At 67.4% G+C, this 25,180-nt stretch carries 25 protein-coding genes; 12 read left to right on the plus strand and 13 right to left on the minus strand.

The annotated features are described in order from the left end of the window. Positions 1-209: 209 nt before the first annotated feature. The gene (locus tag KW835_RS16950; RefSeq protein WP_218384482.1) at positions 210-995 is read left to right on the plus strand and encodes a transporter substrate-binding domain-containing protein; all 786 of its coding nucleotides are present in this window, start codon (positions 210-212) and stop codon (positions 993-995) included. 58 nt (positions 996-1,053) lie between these two features. On the opposite strand, the gene KW835_RS16955 is transcribed toward KW835_RS16950, so the two are convergent. The 5 genes from KW835_RS16955 to KW835_RS16975 form a co-directional block, all read right to left on the minus strand. Continuing rightward, positions 1,054-1,527 carry an SRPBCC family protein gene (locus tag KW835_RS16955; protein WP_218384484.1) on the minus strand — a complete coding sequence of 158 codons (474 nt, stop codon included), beginning with the start codon at positions 1,525-1,527 and terminating at the stop codon, positions 1,054-1,056. A gap of 165 nt (positions 1,528-1,692) precedes the next feature. Further along, positions 1,693-2,010, minus strand: a complete 318-nt coding sequence (locus tag KW835_RS16960; protein WP_218384486.1) for a DUF2322 family protein — start codon at positions 2,008-2,010, stop codon at positions 1,693-1,695. A 105-nt stretch (positions 2,011-2,115) separates the two neighbouring features. Next, positions 2,116-2,487, minus strand: coding sequence for a hypothetical protein (locus tag KW835_RS16965; protein WP_218384487.1), 372 nt, complete (start codon positions 2,485-2,487; stop codon positions 2,116-2,118). A 47-nt stretch (positions 2,488-2,534) separates the two neighbouring features. Beyond that, positions 2,535-3,518, minus strand: coding sequence for an FHA domain-containing protein (locus KW835_RS16970; protein WP_218384489.1), 984 nt, complete (start codon positions 3,516-3,518; stop codon positions 2,535-2,537). Further along, the gene (locus tag KW835_RS16975; RefSeq protein ID WP_218384491.1) at positions 3,515-4,981 is read right to left on the minus strand and encodes a serine protease; all 1,467 of its coding nucleotides are present in this window, start codon (positions 4,979-4,981) and stop codon (positions 3,515-3,517) included. The genes KW835_RS16970 and KW835_RS16975 overlap by 4 nt, the downstream gene beginning before the upstream one ends. Positions 4,982-5,065: 84 nt before the next feature. On the opposite strand from KW835_RS16975, the gene KW835_RS16980 reads away from it, so the two are divergent. Beyond that, positions 5,066-6,007 (plus strand): M14 family metallocarboxypeptidase, encoded by a 942-nt coding sequence (locus tag KW835_RS16980; protein ID WP_218384493.1) that lies wholly within the window; start codon positions 5,066-5,068, stop codon positions 6,005-6,007. A gap of 31 nt (positions 6,008-6,038) precedes the next feature. Here KW835_RS16980 and KW835_RS16985 read toward each other — a convergent pair whose 3' ends face one another. The 3 genes from KW835_RS16985 to KW835_RS16995 form a co-directional block, all read right to left on the minus strand. After that, a complete protein-coding gene (locus KW835_RS16985) occupies positions 6,039-6,368 on the minus strand; it encodes a hypothetical protein (RefSeq protein WP_218384495.1) in 330 nt (109 codons plus the stop codon). Between the two features lie 70 nt (positions 6,369-6,438). Further along, complete coding sequence (locus KW835_RS16990; RefSeq protein WP_218384497.1) at positions 6,439-6,858, minus strand: nuclear transport factor 2 family protein; 420 nt, start codon at positions 6,856-6,858, stop codon at positions 6,439-6,441. Positions 6,859-7,044: 186 nt separating this feature from the next. Further along, a complete protein-coding gene (locus tag KW835_RS16995) occupies positions 7,045-8,880 on the minus strand; it encodes a glutamine--tRNA ligase/YqeY domain fusion protein (RefSeq protein WP_218384498.1) in 1,836 nt (611 codons plus the stop codon). A 172-nt stretch (positions 8,881-9,052) separates the two neighbouring features. On the opposite strand from KW835_RS16995, the gene KW835_RS17000 reads away from it, so the two are divergent. The 7 genes from KW835_RS17000 (at position 9,053) to KW835_RS17030 (ending at position 14,636) form a co-directional block, all read left to right on the plus strand. Further along, positions 9,053-9,391: a hypothetical protein gene (locus KW835_RS17000; RefSeq protein WP_218384500.1), complete on the plus strand. Its 339-nt coding sequence runs from the start codon at positions 9,053-9,055 to the stop codon at positions 9,389-9,391. A 212-nt stretch (positions 9,392-9,603) separates the two neighbouring features. Continuing rightward, positions 9,604-10,077: a type II 3-dehydroquinate dehydratase gene (gene aroQ / locus KW835_RS17005; protein ID WP_218384502.1), complete on the plus strand. Its 474-nt coding sequence runs from the start codon at positions 9,604-9,606 to the stop codon at positions 10,075-10,077. Positions 10,078-10,116: 39 nt separating this feature from the next. Further along, complete coding sequence (gene arfB / locus KW835_RS17010; RefSeq protein WP_255593605.1) at positions 10,117-10,539, plus strand: alternative ribosome rescue aminoacyl-tRNA hydrolase ArfB; 423 nt, start codon at positions 10,117-10,119, stop codon at positions 10,537-10,539. Between the two features lie 165 nt (positions 10,540-10,704). Beyond that, positions 10,705-11,532 (plus strand): dioxygenase, encoded by an 828-nt coding sequence (locus tag KW835_RS17015; RefSeq protein WP_218384504.1) that lies wholly within the window; start codon positions 10,705-10,707, stop codon positions 11,530-11,532. A gap of 46 nt (positions 11,533-11,578) precedes the next feature. After that, positions 11,579-12,250 carry an alpha/beta hydrolase gene (locus KW835_RS17020; RefSeq protein ID WP_218384506.1) on the plus strand — a complete coding sequence of 224 codons (672 nt, stop codon included), beginning with the start codon at positions 11,579-11,581 and terminating at the stop codon, positions 12,248-12,250. 250 nt (positions 12,251-12,500) lie between these two features. Further along, positions 12,501-13,400, plus strand: coding sequence for a hypothetical protein (locus KW835_RS17025; RefSeq protein ID WP_218384508.1), 900 nt, complete (start codon positions 12,501-12,503; stop codon positions 13,398-13,400). A gap of 327 nt (positions 13,401-13,727) precedes the next feature. Continuing rightward, positions 13,728-14,636 carry a DUF3014 domain-containing protein gene (locus tag KW835_RS17030; RefSeq protein ID WP_218384510.1) on the plus strand — a complete coding sequence of 303 codons (909 nt, stop codon included), beginning with the start codon at positions 13,728-13,730 and terminating at the stop codon, positions 14,634-14,636. 17 nt (positions 14,637-14,653) lie between these two features. Here the strand turns inward: KW835_RS17030 and KW835_RS17035 are convergent, their stop codons facing one another. Beyond that, entirely contained in the window at positions 14,654-15,901 is a 1,248-nt protein-coding gene (locus tag KW835_RS17035) for an MFS transporter (RefSeq protein ID WP_218384512.1), read from the minus strand. A gap of 74 nt (positions 15,902-15,975) precedes the next feature. Between KW835_RS17035 and KW835_RS17040 the strand changes: the two genes are divergently transcribed. Continuing rightward, positions 15,976-16,992, plus strand: coding sequence for an AraC family transcriptional regulator (locus KW835_RS17040; RefSeq protein WP_218384513.1), 1,017 nt, complete (start codon positions 15,976-15,978; stop codon positions 16,990-16,992). A gap of 11 nt (positions 16,993-17,003) precedes the next feature. On the opposite strand, the gene KW835_RS17045 is transcribed toward KW835_RS17040, so the two are convergent. Further along, positions 17,004-17,468: an Lrp/AsnC family transcriptional regulator gene (locus tag KW835_RS17045; RefSeq protein WP_218384515.1), complete on the minus strand. Its 465-nt coding sequence runs from the start codon at positions 17,466-17,468 to the stop codon at positions 17,004-17,006. A gap of 102 nt (positions 17,469-17,570) precedes the next feature. Between KW835_RS17045 and mdeB the strand changes: the two genes are divergently transcribed. Together mdeB and KW835_RS17055 are read left to right on the plus strand one after the other, a co-directional pair. Next, positions 17,571-20,237, plus strand: a complete 2,667-nt coding sequence (mdeB, locus tag KW835_RS17050; RefSeq protein ID WP_218384517.1) for an alpha-ketoglutarate dehydrogenase — start codon at positions 17,571-17,573, stop codon at positions 20,235-20,237. Positions 20,238-20,338: 101 nt separating this feature from the next. Next, positions 20,339-20,572, plus strand: a complete 234-nt coding sequence (locus tag KW835_RS17055; RefSeq protein ID WP_218384519.1) for a hypothetical protein — start codon at positions 20,339-20,341, stop codon at positions 20,570-20,572. A 148-nt stretch (positions 20,573-20,720) separates the two neighbouring features. Here KW835_RS17055 and KW835_RS17060 read toward each other — a convergent pair whose 3' ends face one another. The 3 genes from KW835_RS17060 to KW835_RS17070 form a co-directional block, all read right to left on the minus strand. Continuing rightward, complete coding sequence (locus tag KW835_RS17060) at positions 20,721-21,698, minus strand: threo-3-hydroxy-L-aspartate ammonia-lyase (RefSeq protein WP_218384521.1); 978 nt, start codon at positions 21,696-21,698, stop codon at positions 20,721-20,723. Positions 21,699-21,885: 187 nt separating this feature from the next. Then, positions 21,886-24,042 carry a hypothetical protein gene (locus KW835_RS17065; protein WP_218384523.1) on the minus strand — a complete coding sequence of 719 codons (2,157 nt, stop codon included), beginning with the start codon at positions 24,040-24,042 and terminating at the stop codon, positions 21,886-21,888. Positions 24,043-24,307: 265 nt separating this feature from the next. Next, on the minus strand, positions 24,308-25,153 hold the full coding sequence (locus KW835_RS17070; protein ID WP_218384525.1) for a zinc-dependent peptidase: 846 nt from the start codon (positions 25,151-25,153) through the stop codon (positions 24,308-24,310). Positions 25,154-25,180: the final 27 nt, after the last annotated feature.

The following is a 25,180-nucleotide window of genomic DNA, read 5'->3' on the forward strand; positions in this document are numbered from 1 at the left end:
CATGGATGACCCACCGGCGAAACGGTGGATCGGGCTTGCAGGGTAACCCAGCACGGTGGCAGTGCGTACGCGGTGCCATCATTGGCGCCCGCTCGGCATGGTTGATGCTAGTGGCTGGAGTATTCTTTTTCGTGCGTTCTGCCGGGGTGGCGTCTGCTGCGCCGCGCCGGGATGCCGCTGTCCCATCCCCTCCTGGAGCCTCTTCAAAAATGATCACCAAGAAAACACTCGCCGTGGCTGCCACCGTCCTGTTGGCGAGCCTGTCCCTCTTCAGCCAGGCGGCCCAGGCCGGCCCCCGGCTCGACAAGATACTGGAGACCAAGGTCATCCGCGTGGGTACGCCGGGCGACTACCGGCCGTTTGCCATCAAGACGGACGCCGGCCTGTCGGGCCATGACATCGATGTGATCGAGGCCATGGCCAAGGAGCTGGGCGTGAAGGTCGAGTATGTGCCAACGTCCTGGCCCAACCTGATGAAGGACTTGCAGTCCGACCAGTTCGACATCGCCGTGGGCGGCATCACGCGCAACGTGGCGCGCATCCGTCTGGTCGAGATGCTGCCGGGCTACGCGCCTTTCGGCAAGGTGGCGCTGGTGCGTTCGGCCGAGAAGGCCAAGTACAACACCGTGGACGACCTGAACAAGCCGAACGTGCGGGTGATCAAGAACCCCGGCGGCACCAACGAGACCTTCGTGCTGCAGAACCTCAAGGCCGCGCAGGTCAGCACGCACGAGAAGAACGCCGAGATCCCCGCGCTCATCGCCGAGGGCAAGGGCGACGTGATGATCACCGAGACGTATGAAGCGGTGGTCTACAGCAAGGCCGACCCGCGCCTTCATGCCGCGTTCATCGATGCGCCACTCACGCCCAAGAGCTACCTGGGCTTCATGCTGCCCAAGGACGATGCGGACTACACCCGGGTGATGAACTTCGTCTGGGGCCAGGTGGACAGCCGGGGCGTGCTCAAGCAGGCCGCCGACAAGTGGCTCAAGTGACGACCGGCCTTTGACGTGCGGGCGGGCCGGGCCCCTGGGCTCGGCCGCTGGCGGGACGCTACTCCGCCGGAATGTCCGCCTCGATCAGTTGCGCGAGCAGCTGCAGCGATTCCTGCCACCCCAGGTAGCAGGCTTCGGTGGGGATCACTGCCGGGATGCCTGCCTGCTCGATGGAGATATCGGTACCCACCAACACCTTGCGCAGTGCAATGGTGGTGCGCATCTCGCCCGGCAGGTTGGGGTCGTCGAACCGGTCGGTGTGCACGATGCGCTCGCCCGGCACCAGCTCCAGGTATTCGCCACCGAACGCATGGGTCTGGCCATGGCTGAAGTTGGTGAATTGCATGCGGTAGCTGCCGCCCACCCGGGCGTCCATGCTCAGCACCCGGCCCGTGAAACCGTGTGGGGGCAGCCACTTGCACATCGCGTCCGGGTCCATAAAGGCGCGGTACACGCGCTCGGGCGGGGCGCGAAGCACGCGGTGCAGGGTCACTGTGCCGGTGGCTGCGGCGGTGGGTTCGGTGGTCGTCATGGCAGTCTCCTTGGATGTCAACGGCTAAGGGGGTGATGCGGGCTGCGCGGGTTTCCCTTTGCATGCTCACACTCCTACGACGAACGGCACCGCACGTTTTCGACACATGCAATCGCCATCGGTGCAGTTTTTTTCGCGCGGGGCGGAAGGCCACCCCGCCATGCCTCATGCGGCCACGGTCCGCGCGCGAAAGCTTTCCGTGCCCGCAGCCCAGGTCAGCAGGCGGTCGATGTTCGGGTGCTTGCCGGGAAATGCCTTGGCGTCGGCCGTGTGCTCGGCATACCACTCCAGCCCCAGATTGGCGGCTTTGGGCGTGATGCTGCCGCCATAGAGGGCCGCCAGCGCGGCGTACACCACCAGGGAGCCGGCCTGGCCAGGCTTGTTCTCGATCGTGGCGATGACCTGCCCGTCGGCGCCCAGCAGATGCAGGGCGGCGAGGTGGGTGGTGGCGGGAAGTTGCTGGAGGCGGTCTGCGAAGTTCATGGACAACATTGATTTGAATAAAAAAAGGCCTGAACCGCCCACGGAGCAAGCGGTTTTTGCTATGGAAAACGCAGCGAATATGCAGGAGGCCGTTGGCCGCTGCCGTCAAGCTTGCCACACACCAAAGCCCGCCGAGCGCAGGTCGATGCCAATTTCGATCTCCCGGTCCACCGCATCTTCGTAGCTCATGGGATTGAAGCCCTCGTACAGGTCGGGAAGAAGGTGCAGGCCGTATTGCTGCACGAAGCGGTTGGCCTGGATGCCAGCCTTGTGCTTGTCAAAGCGTACGTCCGGGTCCAGGCCTGTCATGCCGACATACACGCAGGGCTTGCCTTCGATGTAGCCCGGGTTGTTCTTGCGAAAGCGCGGCTCCAGCAGCACGTCCTTGGACAGCTCGACGACGTAGACGTGGTGGTGGAGCCTGCGGCGGCGCGCGCGCCGGGCTGCAGGGGTGGACGGGGGCCTGGATGGTGCCATGCGGCGTCTGCGGGCTTTTCTGGCTGTGGCTTCGCCGTTCCGGGGGGTCACTCGTCGTCGTTGCCCTGGCCGTCGTCGCTCAGGCGACGCTCGAGCTTGCCGCGCAGCGATTCGGTCTCCTGCAGGAACTGCTCCACTGGCACGGCAGGGGCCACGCGCAAACTGGGTGGGAACAGGCTGCTCATGTACAGCGTTGGCGACAGGCGCATGTTGTTGAGCCACTGGGCCCCCAGCCACGCCGGTACGCCCAGCACCACGGCCGCAGCGGCCATCCAGGCCAGCCCGACACGCCGGCGAGGCAGCACCGTCGCCAGGTGGGCATACAGCGCCCCCGCCAGTACCAGCGCACTCAGCACATTGGCGAACTGTGCGAACACCTCCAATGAAAAAGCGTATGCCGTCAGGTGGGCTGCCAAATGCACCGCATCCACACCCAGGGCCGCAGCGCAGGCGATGCGCACGTGGCGCCAGAACTGCAGTTGGCCCGCGAACACCTTGTTCACGGCCGCCCACATCCCAGACCAGGCGCCAAGCACCAGCAGCAGCATGAGCAATACGCCAGGCAATGCCTTCAGGTACTGCGATGCGTCGCGAGCCTCCAGCCAGGAGCTGCCCGCTGCCGCAGTCACCATCAGCGCCACCAGCGCGGCGGTCGCGCCCACGGTGCGCCAGGGAAACGCCGGCAGTGCCTGCTCCTGGGCGATGGGCGTGTCTGCCAGCCGCAGCGCGATATGGGTGCGGCCCAGGTCGATCTGCGTGCCCTCCGGCCAGTCGAAACGCTCACCTTCGCGGTGGTGCTTGCGGTGCAGGCGGGCACCGTTGCGGGTGTTGAGCACCTCCACCTGCACCCCGAAGGGGGCGTCTCCCGCACGGTCGATGCGCAGGTGCGTCGGCGCGACGAAAGGGTCGTCCAGCACCAGGTCGCAGTCGAGCCCCCGGCCCACGGTGACGGGCCAGCGCGTGACGGGTGCGCGCGCCAGCAGGGCGCCATGGCGGTCGAAGGCTTCGATCAGTCCGAGGGTCGGCATCATGGTGCGGCCTCCCAGCGGAACGCCTGCAGGTAGTGGTTGGCCAGCTTCATGCCGTTGTCGAAAGCGATGCCTTGCACATCCAGGCGCCCCAACACGCCTTGCGTGGGCTGGTTGGTCGATGCGGCCAGTACCGTCATGGTGTACAGGCCCGTCAGCTTGCGGTAGGCCGACATGCAGACCACCACGCGCATCGGCAGGCTGCCCGGGTCCACGTAGCGCTCGGAGCAATCGACCGCTGTCTGGTGGCGGTTGCCGCGCCGCTGGAACTGCTCGTTCGCGAAGCTTTGCGAGTACATGCGCCCGAACCGGGCCGCGCCCAGGGTCGGGGCGTTGTAGGCCTCGTAGGCCAGCCGCACCGCGCCGGTATTGAAGTCTCCGGCCACCACATCGCTGTCGGCACGGCACTGTGTGCGCTCCAGGTTCAGCCCGGGGAAGGCCGGGTCGCGCCCCGATCCCCAGCACCGGGCCAGGGCATCGTCGGGCACCGGCACGCGGTAGTTGCCGTGGCGCTGTTCTCGAAACGGTGCCTTGAGGAACCGGTCCGTCAGCAACTGCTGGTGCACCGTCAGCTGCCGGGTCATCTCGCCATAGGCGGGCTGCGTGATGGGCTCCGCACCGGCCGCGCGCTGCACCAGGGCCTGCGCGAACTCTGCGGGGATCAGGAAGCTGACCTGTTCGCCATCGAGGCGCTTGGCCACGTTGACGCCGATCACGCGCCCCGCGTCATCCACCGCCGGGCCGCCGCTCATGCCGGGGTTGAGCGTGCCGCCAAAGAAGATGCGGGGGTAGAAGCTGCGCCGCACCAGCCCGTTGTAGGTGCCCTCGGTCACGGCAAAGCCGATGTCCAGCGGGTTGCCCAGCGAGTAGATGCGCTCGCCCTGCGCCAGGGTGTCGATGGCGGGCCGAAAGCTCAGCACGGGCGCTGCTGCGGTGCGGGCCTTGGTGCGCAGCACGGCCAGGTCGTGCTGCACGTCGAAAGCCAGCAGCTCGACGTCGCCTTCCTGGCCGTCCATGGTCACGTACACGCCCCGGTAGCGCTCGGGCTCCAGCGCCAGCTGGCTGGCCACGTGGAAGTTGGTGACGACCAAGCCGTCGGCCGAGACAAAAAAACCTGATCCGATGGAGGCTTGCGTGTCGGCATTGCGCAGCAATGTGCGGATCTGCACGAGTTTGTCGCGCGACAGCTCGTAGATGCGCCGGGCATCGCGCGAGAGTGCCGCTGCAGGCACCGGCACGGCGGCTCCGGCCGGTAGCGGCTCGGCGCCGTTGCCGGCCGTCTCGCCGCCCGGTGCCGCCGGGGCAGGGCCTGCGGAAGGACGGACTCCCGAGGTGCCGGATGTAGCGGCAGGTGTGGCGGAAGGTGTGGCCGTTTGGGGCACATGCTGGGCATGGGACGACAGGCAGGCCACCAAGAGAGCGACAGGTACGGCAAGCCGAAGCGGCCAGAGCTGGGGGAAAGGCATCGCGGTATTCTATGAACGCCCGGCACCGCCCCTTCTGTGCCTGGGCAGCCACCCCACGCCACGCACGCCCATTGCACCTAAGACATGCCAGAAAACCACTCCTACCCGATCGGAACCCCCGGCCAAGCCTGGGGCGCCGCAGAGCGCGACCAATGGCGCGCACGCCAGGTGCGCCAGCGCAGCTACGCGGACGATGTGCTGACGGCCATAGAGGGCCTGCGGGGCCGTTTCGATGTGGAGCCGTACGGCGACATCGTCTATGCCGATGCCCACCACCCCGCCGAGCGGTTTCCGCTGCGCGCACTGCGCAGCCGCCCGTGGGATGCGGCCCTGCCCAGCGTGCTGGTCACGGGCGGAGTGCATGGCTACGAGACCAGCGGCGTGCACGGCGCGCTGCGGTTTGCAGATACGCAGGCCGAGCGCTTTGCCGGCCGCGCCAACCTGCTGGTCGTGCCCTGCGTCAGCCCGTGGGCGTATGAGCGCTTTCAGCGCTGGAATTTTGACGCCATCGACCCCAACCGCGCGTTTCGCGAGCACTCGCCCGCGCAGGAGTCCGCGGCGCTGATGCGCCTGGTAGCGCCGCTGCAGGGCCAGTGGACCGCGCACATCGACCTGCATGAAACGACGGACACCGACGAGTCCGAGTACCGCCCGGCAGTGGCTGCGCGGGACGGCAAGGTGTTCGAGCCGGGCAGCATCCCGGACGGCTTCTACCTGGTGGACGACACCGGCAACCCGCAGCCCGCGTTTCAGGCGGCGATCATCGAGGCGGTCAGCCGGGTGACGCACATCGCGCCTGCGGATGACAAGGGCGAGATCATCGGCTCGCCCATGGTCGCGCACGGCGTGATCCGGTATGCGATGAAGGACCTGGGTTTGTGCGCGGGCATCAGCGGGGCGCGCTACACCACGACGACGGAGGTGTACCCCGACAGTGCGCGCGCTACGCCAGAGCAGTGCATCGAGGCGCAGGTGGCGGCGGTGTGCGCGGCGGTGGAGTTTGTGCTGAACGACGCGTCAAACTGACGGACCACGCCGTTCAGCCGAGATCCCCCGCCTACAGGGCTTTGGAGATAGTGCCTGCGAGATCGCCCAGGAGCCCCGCGCTCACCACAGCGGCATCGGGCGTGGCGAACTGCATGTTGTGCTGATCGGTCAGCGGGCCATGGCCGGGCTCCATGCGGCCCGCAGCGTCGTAGCCCATGGCCTTGAACTTCCAGACCCCCCGGATGAGCTTGAGCGATCCGACGTGCGCGCCATCTGCCGTGTGCACGGACACGGCTGCGGTGTTGACGGGCATCAGTTGCAACGGCCCAGCCACGGAGCCAGGCGGCACATGGGCAAAGGTGGGGGTGAACGTAGGCGTTGGAGGCAGGGTCAGAGGCATGGGGATGTTTGTATCTCAAAAGCGTGGCGCCAGCCGCTCCACGCCATGCTGGCCCCGAGCCCCCGCTTCATCAGTGCTTTGCAGTCAGTTTCATCGAGTCATCGGCAGGCGTCTCGGTGTGCATCACGCATTGCCATTGCCCGTTGACGCGGATCCAGGTGGAGCTGTCGTGCATCACATGCTCCGTGCTGTGGGCCTTGTCATCGCGCTGCGCCACTCCCTGCTTCACCCGGTAAGTCAGGATGCCTATCGCGTCGGTCGGAAATTCCACCTGCATGTCGCTGAACGTGAACGAGGTCACGACCATGGGGCCTTCCTGGGCCATCTTGCCGTACATCGCTCGGTCGAACTTGAGCGCGCCGTGGGCGCTGACCAGCAGAGCGGGCTCGGCCAGCAAGGCGGCGGCAGCATCGACGTTCTCGTCGACCATGGCTTGCCAAAATTTCGTTTCCAGATCGATGAGCGTCTGGCGGGGTGGGGTGGTGGACATCGGAGCCTCCGATTTTCGCAAACAAGAGGTGATGCTGCGCCGACGCCGCCCCCGCACGCATCGGCCCGGTGCGATGGGACAGGTAGGGATTGGCTGACAGCGAGATGCATCGGCGCCCCTGACTTCAGGCGATACAAGGAAAGCGCAAAGGCGCACGAGGCGCCTTTGGTTTGGTTTGCGTGAGGCTTATTTGCCCCAGCTGTCCTTCAGGCCCACCGCCAGGTTGAACACCGGCTTGCCCGGCCGATGGTCCACCCGGTCCGCCACGAAGTACCCATGCCGCTCGAACTGGAACTTGTCGTCCGGCTGCGCATTCGCCAAAGACGGCTCCACGATGGCCGTCACCACCTTCAGGCTGTTCGGGTTCAGGCTTTCGATGAAGTCCTTGCCACCCGCGTCGGGCTGGGCTTCCAGGAACAGGCGGTCGTACATGCGCACTTCTGCCTGCACGCCGTCGGCCACGCCCACCCAGGTGATGGCGGCTTTCACCTTCACGCTGTCGGCGCCCGGGGTGCCGCTCTTGGTGTCGGGCACCACGGTGGCCAGCACTTCGGAAATGCGGCCGTTGGCGTCCTTGGTGCAGCCGGTGCACTCGATGACGTAGCCGCCCTTCAGGCGCACCTTGTTGCCGGGGAACAAGCGCTTGTAGCCCTTGGGCGGCACTTCTTCAAAGTCCTCGCGTTCGATCCACACTTCCTTTCCGATGGTGAAGTGGCGCTCGGGGCTTTCCACGCCTTCGGGCGGGTGGGGCAGCGAGGGCAGGGTGCAGGGCTCCAGGTGGCCGGCGCCCATGACCTCGTCCCAGTTGGTGAGTACCAGCTTGACGGGGTTCAGCACGGCCATGCCGCGGAAGGCCTTGAGCTCCAGGTCTTCGCGCAGGCAGCCTTCCAGCGTGCCGTAGTCGATCCAGCTGTCGGATTTGGTCACGCCGATGCGCTCGGCAAACACCTGCAGCGATTCGGGCGTGTAGCCACGGCGGCGCAGGCCGACTATTGTTGGCATGCGCGGGTCGTCCCAGCCGCTGACCTTGTGGTCGTACACCAGCTGGGCGAGCTTGCGCTTGCTGGTGATCACGTAGGTGAGGTTCAGGCGCGCAAATTCATACTGGCGGGGGGGCGGGCTGGCCAGCAGGCCGCCTTCGGTCAAACGCTCCAGCAGCCAGTCGTAGAAGGGGCGCTGGTCTTCAAACTCCAGCGTGCACAGGCTGTGGGTGATCTGCTCCAGGGCGTCTTCGATGGGGTGGGCGTAGGTGTACATCGGGTAGATGCACCAGGTGTCGCCCGTGTTGTGGTGCGTGGCGCGGCGGATGCGGTAGATGGCCGGGTCGCGCATGTTGATGTTGGGGCTGGCCATGTCGATCTTGGCACGTAGCACCATGGAGCCGTCTTCGTGCTGGCCGGCCTTCATCTCGCGGAACTTGGCGAGGTTTTCTGCCGGAGTGCGGCTGCGGAAGGGGCTGTCCACGCCGGGCTTGCCGAAGTCGCCCCGGCTGATGCGCATCTGCTCGACGGTCTGCTCATCCACATAGGCGTGTCCGGCCTCGATCAGGTACTCGGCTGCGCGGTACATGAAGTCGAAGTAGTCGCTGGCCTGGAAGGGCGGGGCGCTGGGGTGGCCGTTCCAGTCGAATCCCAGCCATTTCACCGCGTCGATGATGCTGTCGACGTATTCGGTGTCTTCCTTTTCGGGGTTGGTGTCGTCAAAGCGCAGGTGGCAGATGCCGCCGTAGTCGCGCGCCAGGCCGAAGTTGATGCAGATGCTCTTGGCGTGGCCGATGTGCAGGTAGCCATTGGGCTCGGGCGGGAAGCGCGTGCGGATCCTGGCGGGGTCGGGCTGGCCGGCTGCGTGATGGGCTGCATCGCCTGGGGTGCCGCCCCAGCGGCGGGTGGCGTAGGTGCCTTTTTCCAGGTCGTGCTCGATGATCTGGCGCAGGAAGTTGCTGGGCTTGGCGGCTTCAGGGGCCGCTGCTGGCGCGGTGTCCGGGGCGCTGGCGGCTGAATTGGCGGGATTTGGGGTGCTCATCGGGCCATTTTAGGCGCCGGTTTCGTGAACGTTTACGCATGGAAACGGGCGAATGTACGTCCAGACACAACGTAAAGACAAATTTATGCCATCCTTTTGCCTACTTGGTGCGTTGTGTACCGGTGAGGCGAGTCCATTTGGCTGGCTGACCTCATTCAAACAGGAGATATCCATGACGAAAACCCGTTCTATCTATGCCTTGGCAGCTAGCGCAGGCGTAGCGCTGGCACTGCTGGGTGGTGCGGGCGCCGCACAGGCCCGTGACGTTAACTGGTCGGTGGGCATTGGCGTACCTGGTGTGGTCGTGGGGGCCAGCAATGGTTACTACGCACCCGCTCCGGTGTATGTGGCGCCGCCACCTCCCGTGTACTACGCGCCGCCCCGGCCCGCCTACTACGCGCCACCCGCTTACTATGCGCCGCCGCCGGCCGTGGTGTACTACGGTGACCGCGGTTATCGCGGCCACCGGCACCATCATCACCGCCGTGGGTATGACCGCTGGGACCGCTGACAGGCCCCCCCGGGGTGGCCCGGCCTGATGGGAAGGGCCACCCGATTTTGTAACCAACCTCTTGGGCGCCTAGTCGCTCACAGGCAGCGTCTTTGCACAGGCTGCCTTTTACAGCGGCCTTCGGGCCGCTTTTTCTTTGCAGGGCCCGGGGGGCAGCGCAGCATAATTCCGCACCCTTGCCCGCAGCGTGGCGAGCGCAACCCTCGGAGTGCATGTCTGTGAAAACCGTTTTTGTCCTCAATGGCCCCAACCTGAACCTGCTGGGCACACGCGAGCCCGCCGTGTACGGCGCCCATACCCTGGCCGATGTCGAGAAGCTGTGCGCAGCAGCCTGTGCGCGCCACGGTTTTGCGCTGCGCTTTCACCAGAGCAACCACGAGGGCGCGTTGATCGACTGGATCCATGAAGCCGGCCGCCTGCACGCCGCAGGCGAACTGGCCGGCGTGGTCATCAACGCCGGGGCCTACACCCACACCAGCGTGGCGCTGCACGACGCCACCAAGGGCACGGGCATCACGTTGATCGAGCTGCACATCAGCAACGTGCACGCGCGCGAGTCGTTCCGCCACCACTCCTACATGGCCGCAGCCGCCAAGGCGGTGATGTGCGGCTTCGGCGTGCTGGGCTATGGCCTGGCCATCGACGGCCTGGCGCAACTGCTGGCGCCGCCGCCGGCGGCCGCCTGACTGCAGGGCTGTGCCGACCCACCGCCTGACGGCACGTCCATGGCCACTGCAATGATTCCGCCGCTGGAGGTGCCCGAGGACGAGGTGGAGATCACCGCCATGCGTGCCCAGGGCGCGGGCGGGCAGAACGTGAACAAGGTGTCGAGCGCGGTGCACCTGCGCTTTGGCGTGGCGGCCTCGTCGCTGCCCGACGGCGTCAAGGAGCGGCTGCTGTCCCTGCGCGACAGCCGCATCACGCAAGACGGCGTGGTGGTCATCAAGGCGCAGCAGTACCGCAGCCAGGATCAGAACAGGGCCGACGCGCTGCAGCGCCTGAACGCATTGGTCAACAGCGTGGCCGTGTCCCCGCGCGTGCGGCGCGCCACCAAGCCTACCTATGGATCGCAGCAGCGCCGGCTGGCCGGCAAGAGCCAGCGCAGCGACACCAAGGCGTTGCGCGGCCGGGTGCGTGACAGCTCCTGAAGGGTACGACGCTGTCGCTGTGGCCGAGGCGCGCAGCGCCGTGCGAGCTGCTCCATTGGCATCATCTGTGGAACGATCTGTCTGGCCTGCGGGGCTTGGTAATAAGGGCTTGGGGTTCTACATTCATGGTATTCCCCACGGGGATGAACCTAAAAGGCCCCTGCCATGTCTGCAACTGCTGCCCACGCTGTTCCTTCCACCACCATTCCTGCGCTGTTCGTCTCGCATGGCGCGCCCCTGTTCGCTCTGGACGCAGGCACCACCGGCCCTGCGCTGACGCAGTGGGGCGAAGGCCTGAAGGCGCAATACCCGGGGCTGCGGGGGGTGGTCATCATGTCGCCGCACTGGATGGCGCGCGGCCCGCAGGTGATGACCGGGCCACAACCGGCTACCTGGCACGACTTTGGCGGGTTTCCGCCTGCGCTGTACGAGCTGCAATACCCCGCGCCCGGCTCGCCCGCTTTGGCCGACGAGGTGCTGGGCTTGCTGCAGGCCGCCGGGGTGGCCTCGCAGGGCGATGCGGCGCGCCCGTTCGACCATGGTGCCTGGGTGCCGCTCATGCACTTGTTCCCCCAGGCCGATGTGCCGGTGGTGCAGGTCGCGCTGCCCGTGGGGGCCGGCCCTGCCGATGTCTACGCGCTGGGCGCTGCGCTGCGCAGCCTGCGCAGTCAGGGCGTGCTGGTGGTGGGCTCGGGCAGCATGACGCACAACCTGGCGGAGTTTTTCGGCGGCGAGCGCGAGCCGGCGCCCTACGTGCTGGAATTCAGCCGCTGGATCGAGTCGGCCCTGGAGCGCGGTGACATGAGGGCGCTGCTCAACTACCGCAGCGAGGCGCCGCATGCCCGGCGCGCGCACCCTACCGAAGACCACTTCCTGCCCATCTTCTTCGCGCTGGGGGCGGCGGGCGACGACCTGCATGCCCACTACCTGAGCCGTGAGGTGATGTACAGCATGCTGTCGATGGATGCGTTTGCGCTGCAATCCGCGCGCTGACATTCCGGCGCAGCGCTTCACCTGAAAATGCCTCTGGCGTACCACCATGCTTGATCTACCGCTCACTTTTCTGCAGCGCCCTGCCGCTGCCACCACCCCCCGTCCCTGGCTGCTGGTGCTCATGCACGGCGTGGGCAGCAACGAGCAGGACCTGTTCAGCCTGGCGCCCCATATCCCGGAGCGCTTTCATGTGCTGAGCCTGCGCGCGCCCTTGCGCATGGGGCCGGGCTCGCATGCATGGTTCGATTTCTCCATCGAGCCCAATGGCGATCGCACCATCAACGAAGCGCAGGAGGCGCAAAGCCGCACGCTGGTGGCCAAGGCCGTCGAGTCGGCGGCAGAGCAACTGGGCATCCCGCCGGAACGCGTGGTGGTGGGTGGTTTCAGCCAGGGCGGCATCATGGCGCTGTCGCTGCTGCTGACCCGGCCCGCGCTGATGCAGGCGGCCATGGTGTGGCACAGCCGGCTGCTGTCGCAGATCGTGCCGCTGTTTGCCCCCGCCGATGCGCTGCGCGGCAAGCAGCTGTGGCTGAGCCATGGCACGCACGACAACGTCATCCCGCTGGCCCACGCGCAAGCCATTGCACACCACATGGGGCCGCTGCCCGTGGCGGTCACGTACCGCGAATTCCCGGGGGCGCACGAGATCCGCCCCGCCGAGTTGTCCGCCACAGTGACGTGGCTGGAGTCTCTGGCCAGCACGCCCGCAGCTTTCTGAAAGCGTGTTTCTGGCGGCTGACTGCCGCCTGCCGCTTGCGTATTCCGGGTGCTTTTGAACATGCAGCCGGCAGCATTGCAGGGCACTGGATATCCGTCATCGGTGCTCTTGCAGGGCAAAATTCGGCCAAAAGCGCACGCTCTGTGAATAAGCACAGGGAGCGATAGACCCATGACGGCGGCCTTCAGTTTGGTAGCCTCGGTGGCTGAGACCGAAACGACGACGAGATCCAGATCCTGGGAGCACAGCGATGAGCGATGAACGCCTGCCAGGCCGGTCGAAGGAAGTCGATACAGTCATCGGAGGTCAGTTGCGGGAGCGCACCCTCTATATAGATGCGGCCGAAGCCCGCGCTTGCGCGGCGCTCTGGAAATCTGGCCGGTATACCCAACTCGGGATTTCCGAGGCGCAGAACCCTGATCTGGCTGAGGTGTCTTGCCTCGAAGCCTTTGAAGGAGTGGACAAGTTGCACCTCATGCTGGACCGGAAAGTGGATCTCGCGCCGCTGCAGCAGCATGCGGGCGAATTGAGGGCCTACTACTGCAATGACGACCTCAACCCGCTGGTGGACTGCGAGCGATTCCTGTCGCTGGAGTCCTTGGGCCAATCCTGGACTCCGGGCATCCGTTTCGCGCCAGCCTACCCGTGCCTGAGCCGGTTGAGCCTGACCGGAGCCGCGCCGGCGACAGAAGACCTCGGCTTCCTGCGCATGGCTCCGCAACTGCGCGAGCTCAACTTGTTTCGCTCGAGGGTCCGCTCGTTGGATGGCTTGAGATACTGCCGACACCTGGCGGCGCTCTCCCTTGTCCAACCACGGGGTCTGCGGGACCTCACGTCCCTGGACACCTGCAGCGAACTGGCGGCGTTGACCTTGGAAGGCGCTCGCCATGTCGAAGGCCTGGTCGACCAGCTCAAGCACCTCGGGATGCTGAAGAAATTGGTCGTCACCGCCGCGGCGCCCTTGCCGTCGCTTGGATTCCTGCGCAACCTGGATCGGCTGGACTGGTTCGATTTCTCGAACACGGACGTGCTGGATGGGGACCTGCAGCCTCTGATTGAGCATCCCGTGCTCGATTTCATTCTGTTCACTGCCAAGAAGCATTTCAGTCATACCGCTGCGCAAGTGAAAGAGTCGAGGTTGGCGCGGTAAAGCAAGCGCATGCCGTGCATGGGAATTGGTCGTCAGTGCGTTGAACGGCTGCTGTGGCCGTTTGCGGCCTGCGACTGAGTCTGCCTGCAGCAGGTGGTCATCGTGCTGGGCTGACCGGTCATCACCACCGGAATGCGCAGGCCGCTTTTCCAAGGATAGCCAACGTGCGGTGGATCACCCTGCGCGGGTACATGGCGTTACGCACACCGCGTGCGGGCGGTTTCCAATGGTCCATCCATACAGACGGGAACGCTTGGTGGCGAGGCCCGTCCTACCGGCAGCAGCTGCAAGGGTCTTCGACCTTGCCTGCCCCGACCAGGAGACCCGATGCCCGATCAAGACACCGCCGAGTTCCGTCCCGCGCCTGAAAGGGCCTCGTCCACCCCGTGGGTTGCCGCCGCCGTGCTGGGCTGCGCCGCGGTTGCGGGGGCTGCCTGGTGGTTCTGGCTGCGGCCGGCTGACCCGGCACCCGCAGCGCCGCCGCCTGTGGCCAGCGCACCTGCGCCGGCTGCCAGCCCCGCAGCCACAGCACCCATGCCCGAGGCCTCGGGTCCGCAGAATCTGATGGATGGGCTGGCGCCCGCTGATGCATCGCTGCCGCCGCTGGCGGAGTCGGACAGCCGCGTGACGGCATTGCTCGGCGAGCTCATCGGCGCCGACAGGGTGGCCCGGTTCCTTCTGACCGAAGGCTTCGTGCGCCGCGTGGTGGCCACGGTGGACAACCTCGCCCGCGCACAGGCGCCGTCACGCATGTGGCCGGTGCAGCCCATGGCCCAGCGTTTCACGGTGGAGGGCGCCGAGGGCGCGCAGACCATCGCAGCCACCAACGCCGCGCGCTATGGCGCGGTGCTGGACTTTGCCGAAGCGCTGCCTCTGGATGCGGCGGTGGCGCTCTATGCGCGGCTCTATCCGTTGTTCCAGCAGGCGTATGAAGAAGTGGGCTACCCCCGGCGCTATTTCAACGACCGCCTGGTGGCGGTGCTGGACCACCTGCTGCTCGCGCCCGAGCCCAAGGGGCCGGTGCGTGTGAAGCTGCTGCCCGTGACCACCGAGGTGCCCGACCTGCGTCCCTGGGTGCGCTACGAGTTCGCCGATCCGGCGCTGCAGTCGCTCTCCAGCGGCCAGAAGATGCTGGTGCGCATGGGGCCTGCCAACGAGGCCCGTGCCAAGGCGCTGATCCGCGAGGTTCGCCGCCGTGTGGCCACGGGTGAAATGGCACGCAAGCCCACGCAGTAGCCGCGCCAGGGGGGGCGTCAGGCCTGCGCGGTGCGGGGCCCGTGGCGCAGGGTGAGCAAGGTGCCCAGGGTGAGGGCCGCCAGTGCGAACGCCGGCCCGCCCAGGGCACCCACATGGTCGACCATGATGCCGCCGAAGATGGCGCCGCTGGCAATGGCGATCTGGAACGCGGCGACCAGCAGCCCGCCCGCGCCTTCGGCCTGGTCGGGCGCGGCCCGCACGATCCAGGTCTGAAAACCCACCGGGAAGGCGCCAAACGCAAAGCCCCACAGCGTGACCGCCACGGCCGTGATGGCAGCCGATTGCCCGGCCACCAGCAGGGTGGCGGCCAGAACCGCGATGACCGCGCCACCGGCCACGATGGCTTGGCGTTCGCTGCGCCCGGCGATCCAGCCGCCCACGAAGTTGCCAAAGAAGCCGCCGATGCCATAGCCCAGCAGCACGGCGGTGATGGTGGCCACCGACAGGTGGGTGACCTGCTCCATCAGCGGCCGGATGTAGGTAAAGCCCGCGAAGTGGCCCGAGATGACCAGCAGCACCGCCAGCAGCGCCACGCGCACGGGCGGGCGGCGCAGCAGCTCGCCCAGCACTTTCAGGTTCGGGTTGTCGCGCGGGGGCAGCGATGGCAAGGCCACCAGTTGCACGGCCAGCGTGACGAGGCTGATGCCGCCTGCCGCGATGAAGGCGCTGCGCCAGCCCCACATATCACCCATCCACGCGCCGATGGGCGCGGCGCACACCGTGGCCACCGATACGCCGGTGAGGATGAACGACATGGCCCGCGCGAACAGCGAGGCCGGCACCAGCCGCATGGCCAGCGCGGCCGACATGGACCAGAAGCCTCCCAGCGCCACCCCCAGCGCCACGCGGGCCACGAGCAGCGTGGGCAGGTTGCTGGCCAGGGCCGAGAGTGCGTTCGACAGCACCAGCATCACGGTGAAGGCCAGCATCACCCAGCGCCGGTCGATGCGGCGTGTGAGCAGCGGCAGCGAGGGCGCGGCCACGGCCGCCACCAGCGCCGTCACGGTGACGGCCTGGCCCGCCGCGCCATCGCTCACGCGCAGGTCGCTGGCCATGGCGGTGAGCAGGCTGGCGGGCAGGAATTCAGCCGTGACGAGGCCGAACACCCCGAGCGCCATGGAGGCCACGGCGGCCCAGCGCGCTTCGGTGGGTTCGGCGGCGGGCGACACGGCTGGTGCAGCGGCATCGACCAGAGCGCCGGCAGGCGCATCCAGGCAGGTAGAGCAGGAGGGAGAAGAAGACACAGGAAAGGCCTTGGGTTGGATAGGCGTCCATGCTAGGGATAAGATGCCGGCGTTTCCATGCCATAAAAGCCGAGATGCTTGACTTTTTGTCCGCCAAGCCCTTCAACCAGATTCCTCAGCAGCCCTTTGCCGAGCCACCCGACCTGCTCACGCAGATCCTGCTCGGCCTGCGCCTGGACGGCGTGGAATACGGCCGCTGCGTACTGCACCCGCCCTGGGCCATTGCCTTCCCCGCCCAGCGCTCGGCGCGCTTTCACTTCGTGGGCCATGGCGGGGCCTGGCTGCGCACGCCGGGCACTGACTGGCAGCGCCTGAACCCGGGCGATGCGGTGCTGCTGCCGCACGGCAGTTTCCATGTGCTGGCCAGTTCGCCCGATGTGCCGCCGGTGGACATCGATTCGCTGGCGCGCAAGGCCGTGTCCGAAAACATCTTTCTGGTGGATGGGCGCGATGCCAGCAATGCGCACCTGGGCGCGGCCATCGCACCACCTCCGCCACCCGCGCCCGACGTGATGTTCTGTGGTGCGCTGCGCTTCAACCTGGACCCGCTGCACCCGCTGATGGCCATGATGCCCGAGGTGATGATGGCCGGTGACCTGGCCCGGCGCGACACCACCGTGCCGGTGCTGCTCGACGCCATGGAGCGCGAGGTGGCGCAGGACCGCATGGGCGCCTGCGCCATCCTGGCGCGGCTGGCCGATGCGCTGGCGGCCAGCATCATCCGCGCCTGGGTGGAGTGCAGCTGCAACAACCCCACAGGCTGGATCGCCGCCGTGCGCTGCCCGCGCATCGGCAAGGTGATTGCCGCCATCCACGCCGACCCCGAGCGCGACTGGAACGTGCCGCTGCTGGCCGACCTGATGGGCGCCTCGCGCTCGAGTTTTTCCGAATCGTTCACACGCACGATGGGCGAGAGCCCTGCGCGCTACGTGGCCAAGGTCAAGATGTCGCAGGCGCGCCGCTGGATCGCGCGCGACGGCATGCGTGTGGCGGTGGCGGCCAACCGGCTGGGGTACGAGTCCGAGGCATCTTTCAGCCGGGCGTACAAGCGCATCATCGGGCACCCGCCGAGCGCGGCACGCGCCGGGTAGGGGGGCGCCCGCTACCGCGGCAGCGGCAGCGCCGTCTTGTAGCGCACCTGCTTGAGCGCGAAGCTCGAACGGATCTTCTCCACTCCCGGCATCGGCGCGAGCTGCTCCACGATGAAGCGCTCCAGCGCGGAGATGTCGGCCACGGCCACGCGGATCAGGTAGTCGCTGTCGCCGCTCATCAGGTAGCACTCCATCACCTCGTCGTGCTCCGCGATGCGGCGCTCGAAGTCGGCCAGCGCCTCCTTGCTTTGCGCCTTGAGGCTGATGCTGATGAACACATTGAGCCCGAGGCCCAGCGCCGCCGCATTGGCCAACGCCACATAGCGGCTGATGACACCCGCGGCCTCCAGCGCCTTCACGCGGGCCAGGCATGGAGAGGGCGACAGGTGCACGCGCCGCGCCAGCTCGACGTTGGAGAGTGAGCCGTCGGCCTGCAGCTCGGCCAGGATGCGCAGGTCCAGGGTGTCAAGTTTCATGTGCTGCAGTTTACGATTTTTGCGGCATAACCTGCTGCTTGAAACCACCAAGGATCGCAAAACGGCAACTCATTCGGGTGGGCGATGACTACAGTGCTCTGCATGAATGCGCTCACACCCCACAACCTGCTGCTGGCGCCCGGCGCCACCCACAATGATGTCGACCCCGAGGAGACCGCCGAATGGCGCGATGCCTTCCTGGCCCTGGTGGCCACCGAGGGGCCGGATCGCGCGCGGCACATCCTGCAGGAGCTGGTGCGCCTGGCGCGCACGCAGCGCATCGGCTGGCAGCCCGACCTGAACACGCCGTATGTGAACACGGTCGCAGCGCAGGACCAGCCGGTCTTCCCGGGCGATCTGGCCATCGAGGAGCGCGTGGCTTCCATCGTGCGCTGGAACGCGCTGGCCATGGTGGTGCGCGCCAACCAGGCCTATGGCGAGCTGGGCGGCCACATCGCCAGCTATGCCAGCGCAGCCGATCTGTTCGAGAGCGGGTTCAACCACTTCTTCAGGGCGCGCGAGGGGCTGGGCGAGGGCCAGCACCGTGGCGACCTGGTGTTTTTTCAGCCGCACAGCGCGCCGGGCGTGTACGCGCGCGCCTTCCTGGAAGGGCGCCTGTCCGAGCAGGACCTGCAGCACTACCGCCAGGAGCTCACGGCCCCGGGCGCGGGGGCGCAGGGGCTGTCGAGCTATCCGCACCCCTGGCTGATGCCGGACTTCTGGCAGTTCCCCACAGGGTCCATGGGCATCGGCCCCATCAGCAGCATCTACCACGCGCGCTTCATGCGCTACCTCACGCACCGCAACCTGCTGGACTGCACGAACCGCAAGGTCTGGGGCGTGTTCGGCGATGGCGAGATGGACGAGCCGGAGAGCATGAGCGCGCTGACCCTGGCCGCACGCGAGGGCCTCGACAACCTGGTGTGGGTGGTCAACTGCAACCTGCAGCGGCTGGACGGCCCGGTGCGCGGCAATGGCCGCATCATCGACGAGCTGGAGCGCCTGTTCGCCGGCGCGGGCTGGAACGTGGTCAAGCTGGTGTGGGGCAGCGACTGGGACGGCCTGTTCGCCCGCGACCTGACCGGCGCGCTGGTGCGCACGCTCGAAGGCACGGTGGACGGCCAGATGCAGACCTTCGCCGCCAAGGACGGCCGCTTCAACCGCGACAACTTCTTCGGCCAGAACCCCGAGCTCGCGGCCTTGGCGCAAGGCATGACGGACGAGCAGATCGACCGCCTCAAGCGCGGCGGACACGACCTGGTGAAGATCCACGCCGCGTACGCCGCAGCCGCGCGCCACCAGGGCCAGCCCACGGTAATCCTGGCGCACACCAAGAAGGGCTATGGCATGGGCACGGCCGGCCAGGGCAAGATGACAACGCACAGCCAGAAGAAGCTCGATGAGACCGACCTCATCGAGTTCCGCAACCGCTTCAACCTGCCGCTCACCGACGAGCAGGCCACCAGCCTCGCGTTCTTCAAACCCGCCGAAGACAGCCCTGAGATGCGCTACCTGCGCAGCCACCGCCAGGCCCTGGGCGGCTATCTGCCGCGCCGCGAGACGGCTTGCGAAGCGCTGCCCGTGCCCGCCATCGACAGCTACGCGCAGTTTGCCCTGCAGCCGCAGGCCAAGGAGATGAGCACCACCATGGCCTTCGTGCGCATGCTGGGCGGTTTGCTCAAGGACGCGACGCTGGGCCCGCGCATCGTGCCCATCGTGGCCGACGAGGCGCGCACCTTCGGCATGGCCAATCTGTTCAAGCAGGTGGGCATCTACAGCAGCGTGGGCCAGCGCTATGCGCCCGAGGACATCGGCTCGGTGCTGAGCTACCGCGAGGCGCTTGATGGCCAGATCCTCGAAGAGGGCATCAGCGAGGCCGGCGCCATCGCCAGCTGGACGGCTGCGGCCACCAGCTACACGGTGCACGGCCTGGCCATGCTGCCGTTCTACATCTACTACTCGATGTTCGGCTTTCAGCGCGTGGGCGACGCCATCTGGGCGGCGGCGGACCAGCGTGCGCGGGGCTTTTTGCTGGGCGCGACCTCGGGCCGCACCACGCTGGGCGGCGAAGGCCTGCAGCACCAGGACGGCAGCAGCCACCTGGTGGCCGCGACCATCCCCAACTGCAAGGCCTACGACCCGGCCTATGCAGGCGAAATGGCCGTCATCGTGGACGCCGGCATGCGCGAGATGGTGACCGAGCAGCGCGACGTTTTCTACTACGTCACGCTGATGAACGAGAACTACGCCCAGCCCGACCTTCCCCCGGGCGCAGCCGAAGGCGTGTTGCGCGGCTGCTATGTGTTGCAGCGCTTCAAGGCCGAAGGCGCCCCGGCAGGCAATGCGCGCGAGGCCACGCTGCTGGGCTCCGGCGCCATCCTGACCGAGGTGGTCAAGGCCGCGCAGCAACTGGCGGCCGAGGGTATCGCCGCCACCGTGGTCAGCGTGACCAGCTGGAGCGAACTGGCGCGCGATGGCGTGGCCTGCGAGCAGCGCGCCATCGCCTTGGAAGATACGCCCGGTACCCCCTGGCTTGCAGCACAGCTGGCCGCCACCAGCGGGCCGGTGATTGCTGCCACCGACTATGTGCGCGCCGTGCCGGAGACGGTGCGGGCGTTCATTCCGGAAGGGCGCAGGTTCGTGACCTTGGGGACCGACGGGTTCGGGCGCAGCGATACACGGGCTGCGTTGCGGGAGTTCTTCGGGGTGGATGCGGCCGCGGTGGTACGGGCTGCGAAGTTTGCACTGGGGGCCACGGCGGCCCGGTGAGCATGCCGCTGCGGCGGGCCTGCCGGCGCAGTCGGGGAACCACCAGTACTCCCGGGTAGGAGCCTTCCTACAATGGATCGCAGCAACCGCTGGAGGGCACCATGGCCAATGTCACCTGGGACCACGACCCGCCTACCACCTGGACAGCGACAGTGGACGGCCGTCAAGTCTGCTCCATCAAGCGCAAGGACATCGGCGGCTGGATAGCCGGCTGGGTGGACGAGCGCCAGTGGCCGGCGCCCGCCCATCTGCCCAAGGCCATGCCGCAACCCACGCGCTTTTTCAGCAGCCTGGAAGAGGCCAAGCTGGCGGTGGAGCAGGCGCTGGCAGGGTGAAGGGCGTGCGGGGCCGGCCGGGCCTGATGGGTCGTGAGGCCTCTTGCTGCCAAGTCACCTGATTGCTATAGTTTTGGTAGCTATCGGCGCAATGCTGTAAAGCGATTGCGCCCGAAAATTCGTCAAAACAATCGCCCAGACTTCGCCATCAGCCTGCCAGCAAGGCGCCCAGGCGTGCCAGGTCCACATTGCCGCCGCTGATGAGCACGCCCACGCGCTGGCCTTTCAGTTGATCACGCATCGCGCGCGCTGCCGCAAAGCCCAGGCAGCCGGTGGGTTCCACCACCAGCTTCATGCGCTCGGCTAAGAAGCGCATCGCGTCCACCAGCTGGGCATCGCTCACCGTGAGGATGTCATCCACATCGCGGCGGATGATGGGAAAGGTGATTTGCCCCAGATGCTGCGTCTGCGCGCCGTCGGCGATGGTCTTGGGCGTGTCGATGTGCACGATCGAACCGGTACGGAAGGACTGCTGCCCGTCGTTGCCCGCCTCCGGCTCCACGCCGTAGAGCTTGCACCGGGGCGACAGCGCGCGCGTGGCCAGGGCCGAGCCCGACAGCAACCCGCCACCGCCCAGGCAGACAAAGAAGGCGTCGAGCTCGCCCACCTCTTCGAACAGTTCCTTGGCGGCCGTGCCCTGGCCGGCCAGCACGTCGGCGTGATCGTAGGGCGGGATCTGCGTGAGGCCGTTGCGCTCGGCCAGCTCGCGGGTGATCTGCTCGCGGTCCTGCGTGTAGCGGTCGTAGAACACCACCGTGGCGCCGTAGCCCTGGGTGGCGGCCACCTTGGCGGCGGGAGCATCCTTGGGCATGACGATGGTGGCCGGGATGCCCAGCTCGCGCGCCGCCAGCGCAATGCCCTGGGCATGGTTGCCGGATGAAAACGCCACCACGCCCGCCTTGCGCTGCGCGGCATCGAAGCGTGCCAGCGCGTTGAAGGCGCCGCGAAACTTGAACGCTCCCATGCGCTGCAGGTTCTCGCATTTGAAGAACACCTGCGCGCCAAACTCTTCGTTGACGGTGCGCGAGCTGATCACAGGCGTGCGGTGCGCATGGCCCGCGATGCGGCCTGCGGCGGCGACCACGTCGTCATAGGTGGGCAGTGGCAATGGGCAGGAGAGGGTCATGGGAACTCCGGGAGACATGGGAGATGCATGGGGATGCATGGGCGGATCCATCAGCCGCCGCAGGCCGGGACCTTGCGGGCGATGTCGTACGCATTCCAACACAGGTGCGCGTCCCGGACCGTGGGCTGGGCGGCTGCGCGCCCCAGGAGCGCTGGACCGCCTCGCGCACCGAGGTGCGCGGGGACGCTCACTGCGGCAGCTTGACCGCTGCCACCGCGTTGGATGTCGAGATGAAGAGCGTCGAGCCGCCCACTGCGATGCCTGCGGGTTCGTCGATCAGGCCCGGCAGGTCGCCCGCCGCGAATCCCTTGCCCCAGGGCCGGCCCACCAGGGTGCTGACCTGGCCGTCGGCACCGATCCTGCGCACGACCCGGTGGCGCGGATCGGTCAGGTAGACATTGCCTTTCGCATCCACCGCCAGGTCGGCGACGGAGTCTGTAATGGCTGCGCCTGTGTCCACGGTCAATCGGGCCGAGGCCGTGGGGCCGTCCACCAGCCCCGCAGGCAGATCCGCGCGGCCCGCCAAGGTGCTCACGATGCCGGCAGGCGTGATCTTGCGAATGGTGGGGCCCACGCCCGTGATGTTCTGGTAGCGCCCGTCCACCACATACAGATTGCCGGCCGCGTCCGTGGCCATGCGGCCCAGCGCGGAGAACTGCGCCGAAGCGGCCGGGCCGTCAGCGTGTCCTCGGGCGTTGGGGTTGCCCGCAAACAGGCTGATCGCGCCCGCCGTGCTGACCTTGAAGATCACGCCTTGCAGCGACGACACATACAGCGTGCCCGCATCGTCGGACGCCAGCCCGGTGATGCCCTCGAGCAGGAACGGCGGGATGGCATCGAGCTGCGCGGACAAGTCTGCAAACACCGTGACGTTGCCCGAAGGCGTCACCTTGAGGATGTTCTTGAAGCCGGCGGCATAGAGGTTGCCCGCGCCATCCACGGCCACAGGCGAAGAGCCGCAGAACGCCACGTCGGCGATGGGGCCCGTGAACCGGTCGCAAGGGTTGCCGGCCTTGCCCAGCGTCCCCACCGTGCCGTCGGGCTGAACGGTGCGCAACACGCCGTTCTCGCGGTCACGCACGTACAGCATGCCCGACTTGCCCATGGCCAGCGGCCCGGGGCTGTTGAAGCGGGCTGCGCCGCCGAGGCCGTCGGCCCAGCCTGGCCGGGAAGCGGTTCCCACCTGCAGATCGGCAGCGCCGTCACGCTGGCTGCGGTGGATCAGTGCGTACGTGCGCCGGGCACTGTTGGTGCTGTTTTCGGCGACGAGAAAGCGGCCCTCGGCGTCCACGCCCAGGCGCGTGCCCGCGCAAAACACCGGGGGCAGGCCATCGGCCCCGAAATCGCAGTTCTGTGCGCGCCGCACGGTGGAGACGGAGCCGTCTGCGGCAATCTCGCGCAGCGGCGTGCCTGCATGCCTGTCCAGCACGAACACCCGGTTGGAGCGGTCCACGGCAATGGCCTGCAGGACGCCGAACCGTGCCGCCGATGCGGCGCCGTCCACCTGGCCTGCATTGCCTTCGGCCACCGTGCCGGACAGGACCGAGGCCCGGCCGTTGGGCGTGAATTTGCGCACGACGTGGTCGTTGGGATCGGCGGCGTAGAGTGTCCCGGTGGAATCGGTCGCCAGCTGCACGGGGTAGTAGAACGATGGGCTGTAAAGCCCCGTCAGCCCGGGCGTGGGGATCTGGCTGACCTTGAACGCCACGGTGCTGACCACACCAGCCGGCGTGATCTTGCGGATCGGATTGCCCGTGGGCACGGGAGGCAGTGCCTGCGTGGACGGAGCCCACTCGGACACATAGACATTGCCATCCTTGTCCACGGCGATGCTCGTGGGGCTGCACAGCGTGGCCGCCGTGCCCGCGCCATCCGCGTTGCCGCACACGCCCGCCTTGCCGGCCAGCGTGGTGACGTTGCCGGAGGCATCGATCTTGCGAACCAGGTGGTTTCCGGTGTCCGCCACATAGGCGTTTCCGGCCGCATCGGCCGCCACGCCCAGCGGGCCTTGGAAGCGGGCTGCCGTGCCGGGGGCATCAAGGTAGCGCGTTTCCGTGCTGCTCGTGTCGCTTCGCAGCGGGCCGCCCCCGGCGAGGGTGGTGAGCTGGCCGGTGGGCGAGAGCTTTCGGATGGCGTTGTTGCCCGCATCGGCGATCAGTACGTCGCCTGAAGGGGTGAGCGCCATCCCGCCCGTTTCGAGGCTGATCTTTGCGGACGCAGCGGGGCCATCCTGGAACCCCGGCCCATCGGCGCTGCCGGCCAGCAGAGACAGGGCGGTGGGGGCCGGGGGCGCTGGCGGCGGGGCTGGGGTCTCGCCCGAGCCCCCGCCACACGAGGCGAGCACGGAGACCGCCAAGGAGGCGAGCAGCCTCGCGCGAAGCCGCGGGGTGGGAAATGATGAAACGTGCATGGGTGGTGAAGATGGAACTGAGAGGGGGCGGCGCGGTCGCGCAGGCAATGCGCCAGCGCGGCGGGCCTGCATGCCTGTTTATATAGGCGTAAAGCAGCCCTTGGGACGCTCAAGTTGTTTCCAATGGATGCAAAAAAGCGGCCCAGCCAGAGGACGACGGGCAGGGCAGAAACATCCCACGCGCACCGGCGAGGCCGGCTCAGTTCTTCCCCGAAGGGCGGCCGGCATCGCGAGGCCCGAAGAATGCGTCGAGCACCGGGACCAGTGTGGGGAACTCCGTGGCGAACCGCGCGCGGTTCACGAAGTAGGCTTCGCACGCCACGGCAAAGAACTCCGAAGGCGATGTGGCGCCGTAGGCGTCCAGCCACGGTGCCGGGGTGCCGAAGCGTTCGGCCTTGATCACCGCCTCGCGGAAGTCTTCGTACGCGGGCTCCCAGGCGTTCCACCAGGCTTCGTAGGCGGCGCGTCCGGTGCGCGCGCCCATGAAGCCTGCGGGCAGCGGCGGGCAGCCATTGGGTTCGCCGCTTCGCATGTCCAGCTTGTGCACGAACTCGTGCACCACCACGTTGTGCCCGCGCTCGGCGTTCTCCACGGCGTTGGCGACGTGCTGCCAGCTGAGCATGATGGGTCCTCGGTCCATCGCCTCGCCCAGCAGCACCTGGGCATGTTCGTGCACGACGCCGGCTTCGTCCATCACCTCGCGCCGCGCGACGGCCTCGCCTGGGTGCAGCACGATGGTGACGAAATCGTCGTACCACTTGAGGGCCTTGGAGGGCTTGCCCCAGTGCAGCAGGGGCAGGCAGGCCTGGGCAGCGATGTCGATGGCCATCGCGTCGGTCACGATCAGGTCATGGGCACCGTGGAACCGCTTTTCGTTCAGGAAGAGGGCCGCGAGCGCGCGCAGCTTGGACTGGTCGTGCAGCGACAGCGCTGAGAGAAAGGGGTAGCGCTGCAGCGTCTGCAGCCACAGCGTGGCCGAGATGTCGGGCACGGGGGCCACGGTGGAGCGCACGCGGCGCCAGAGCCGGTTGAGTATGGGGGGCATGGTGTCAAGGCATGCCGACAAGGGCAC

Origin of the sequence: Acidovorax sp. sic0104 (assembly GCF_019219095.1) — a bacterium.
Classification (GTDB): Bacteria; Pseudomonadota; Gammaproteobacteria; order Burkholderiales; family Burkholderiaceae_C; genus Acidovorax.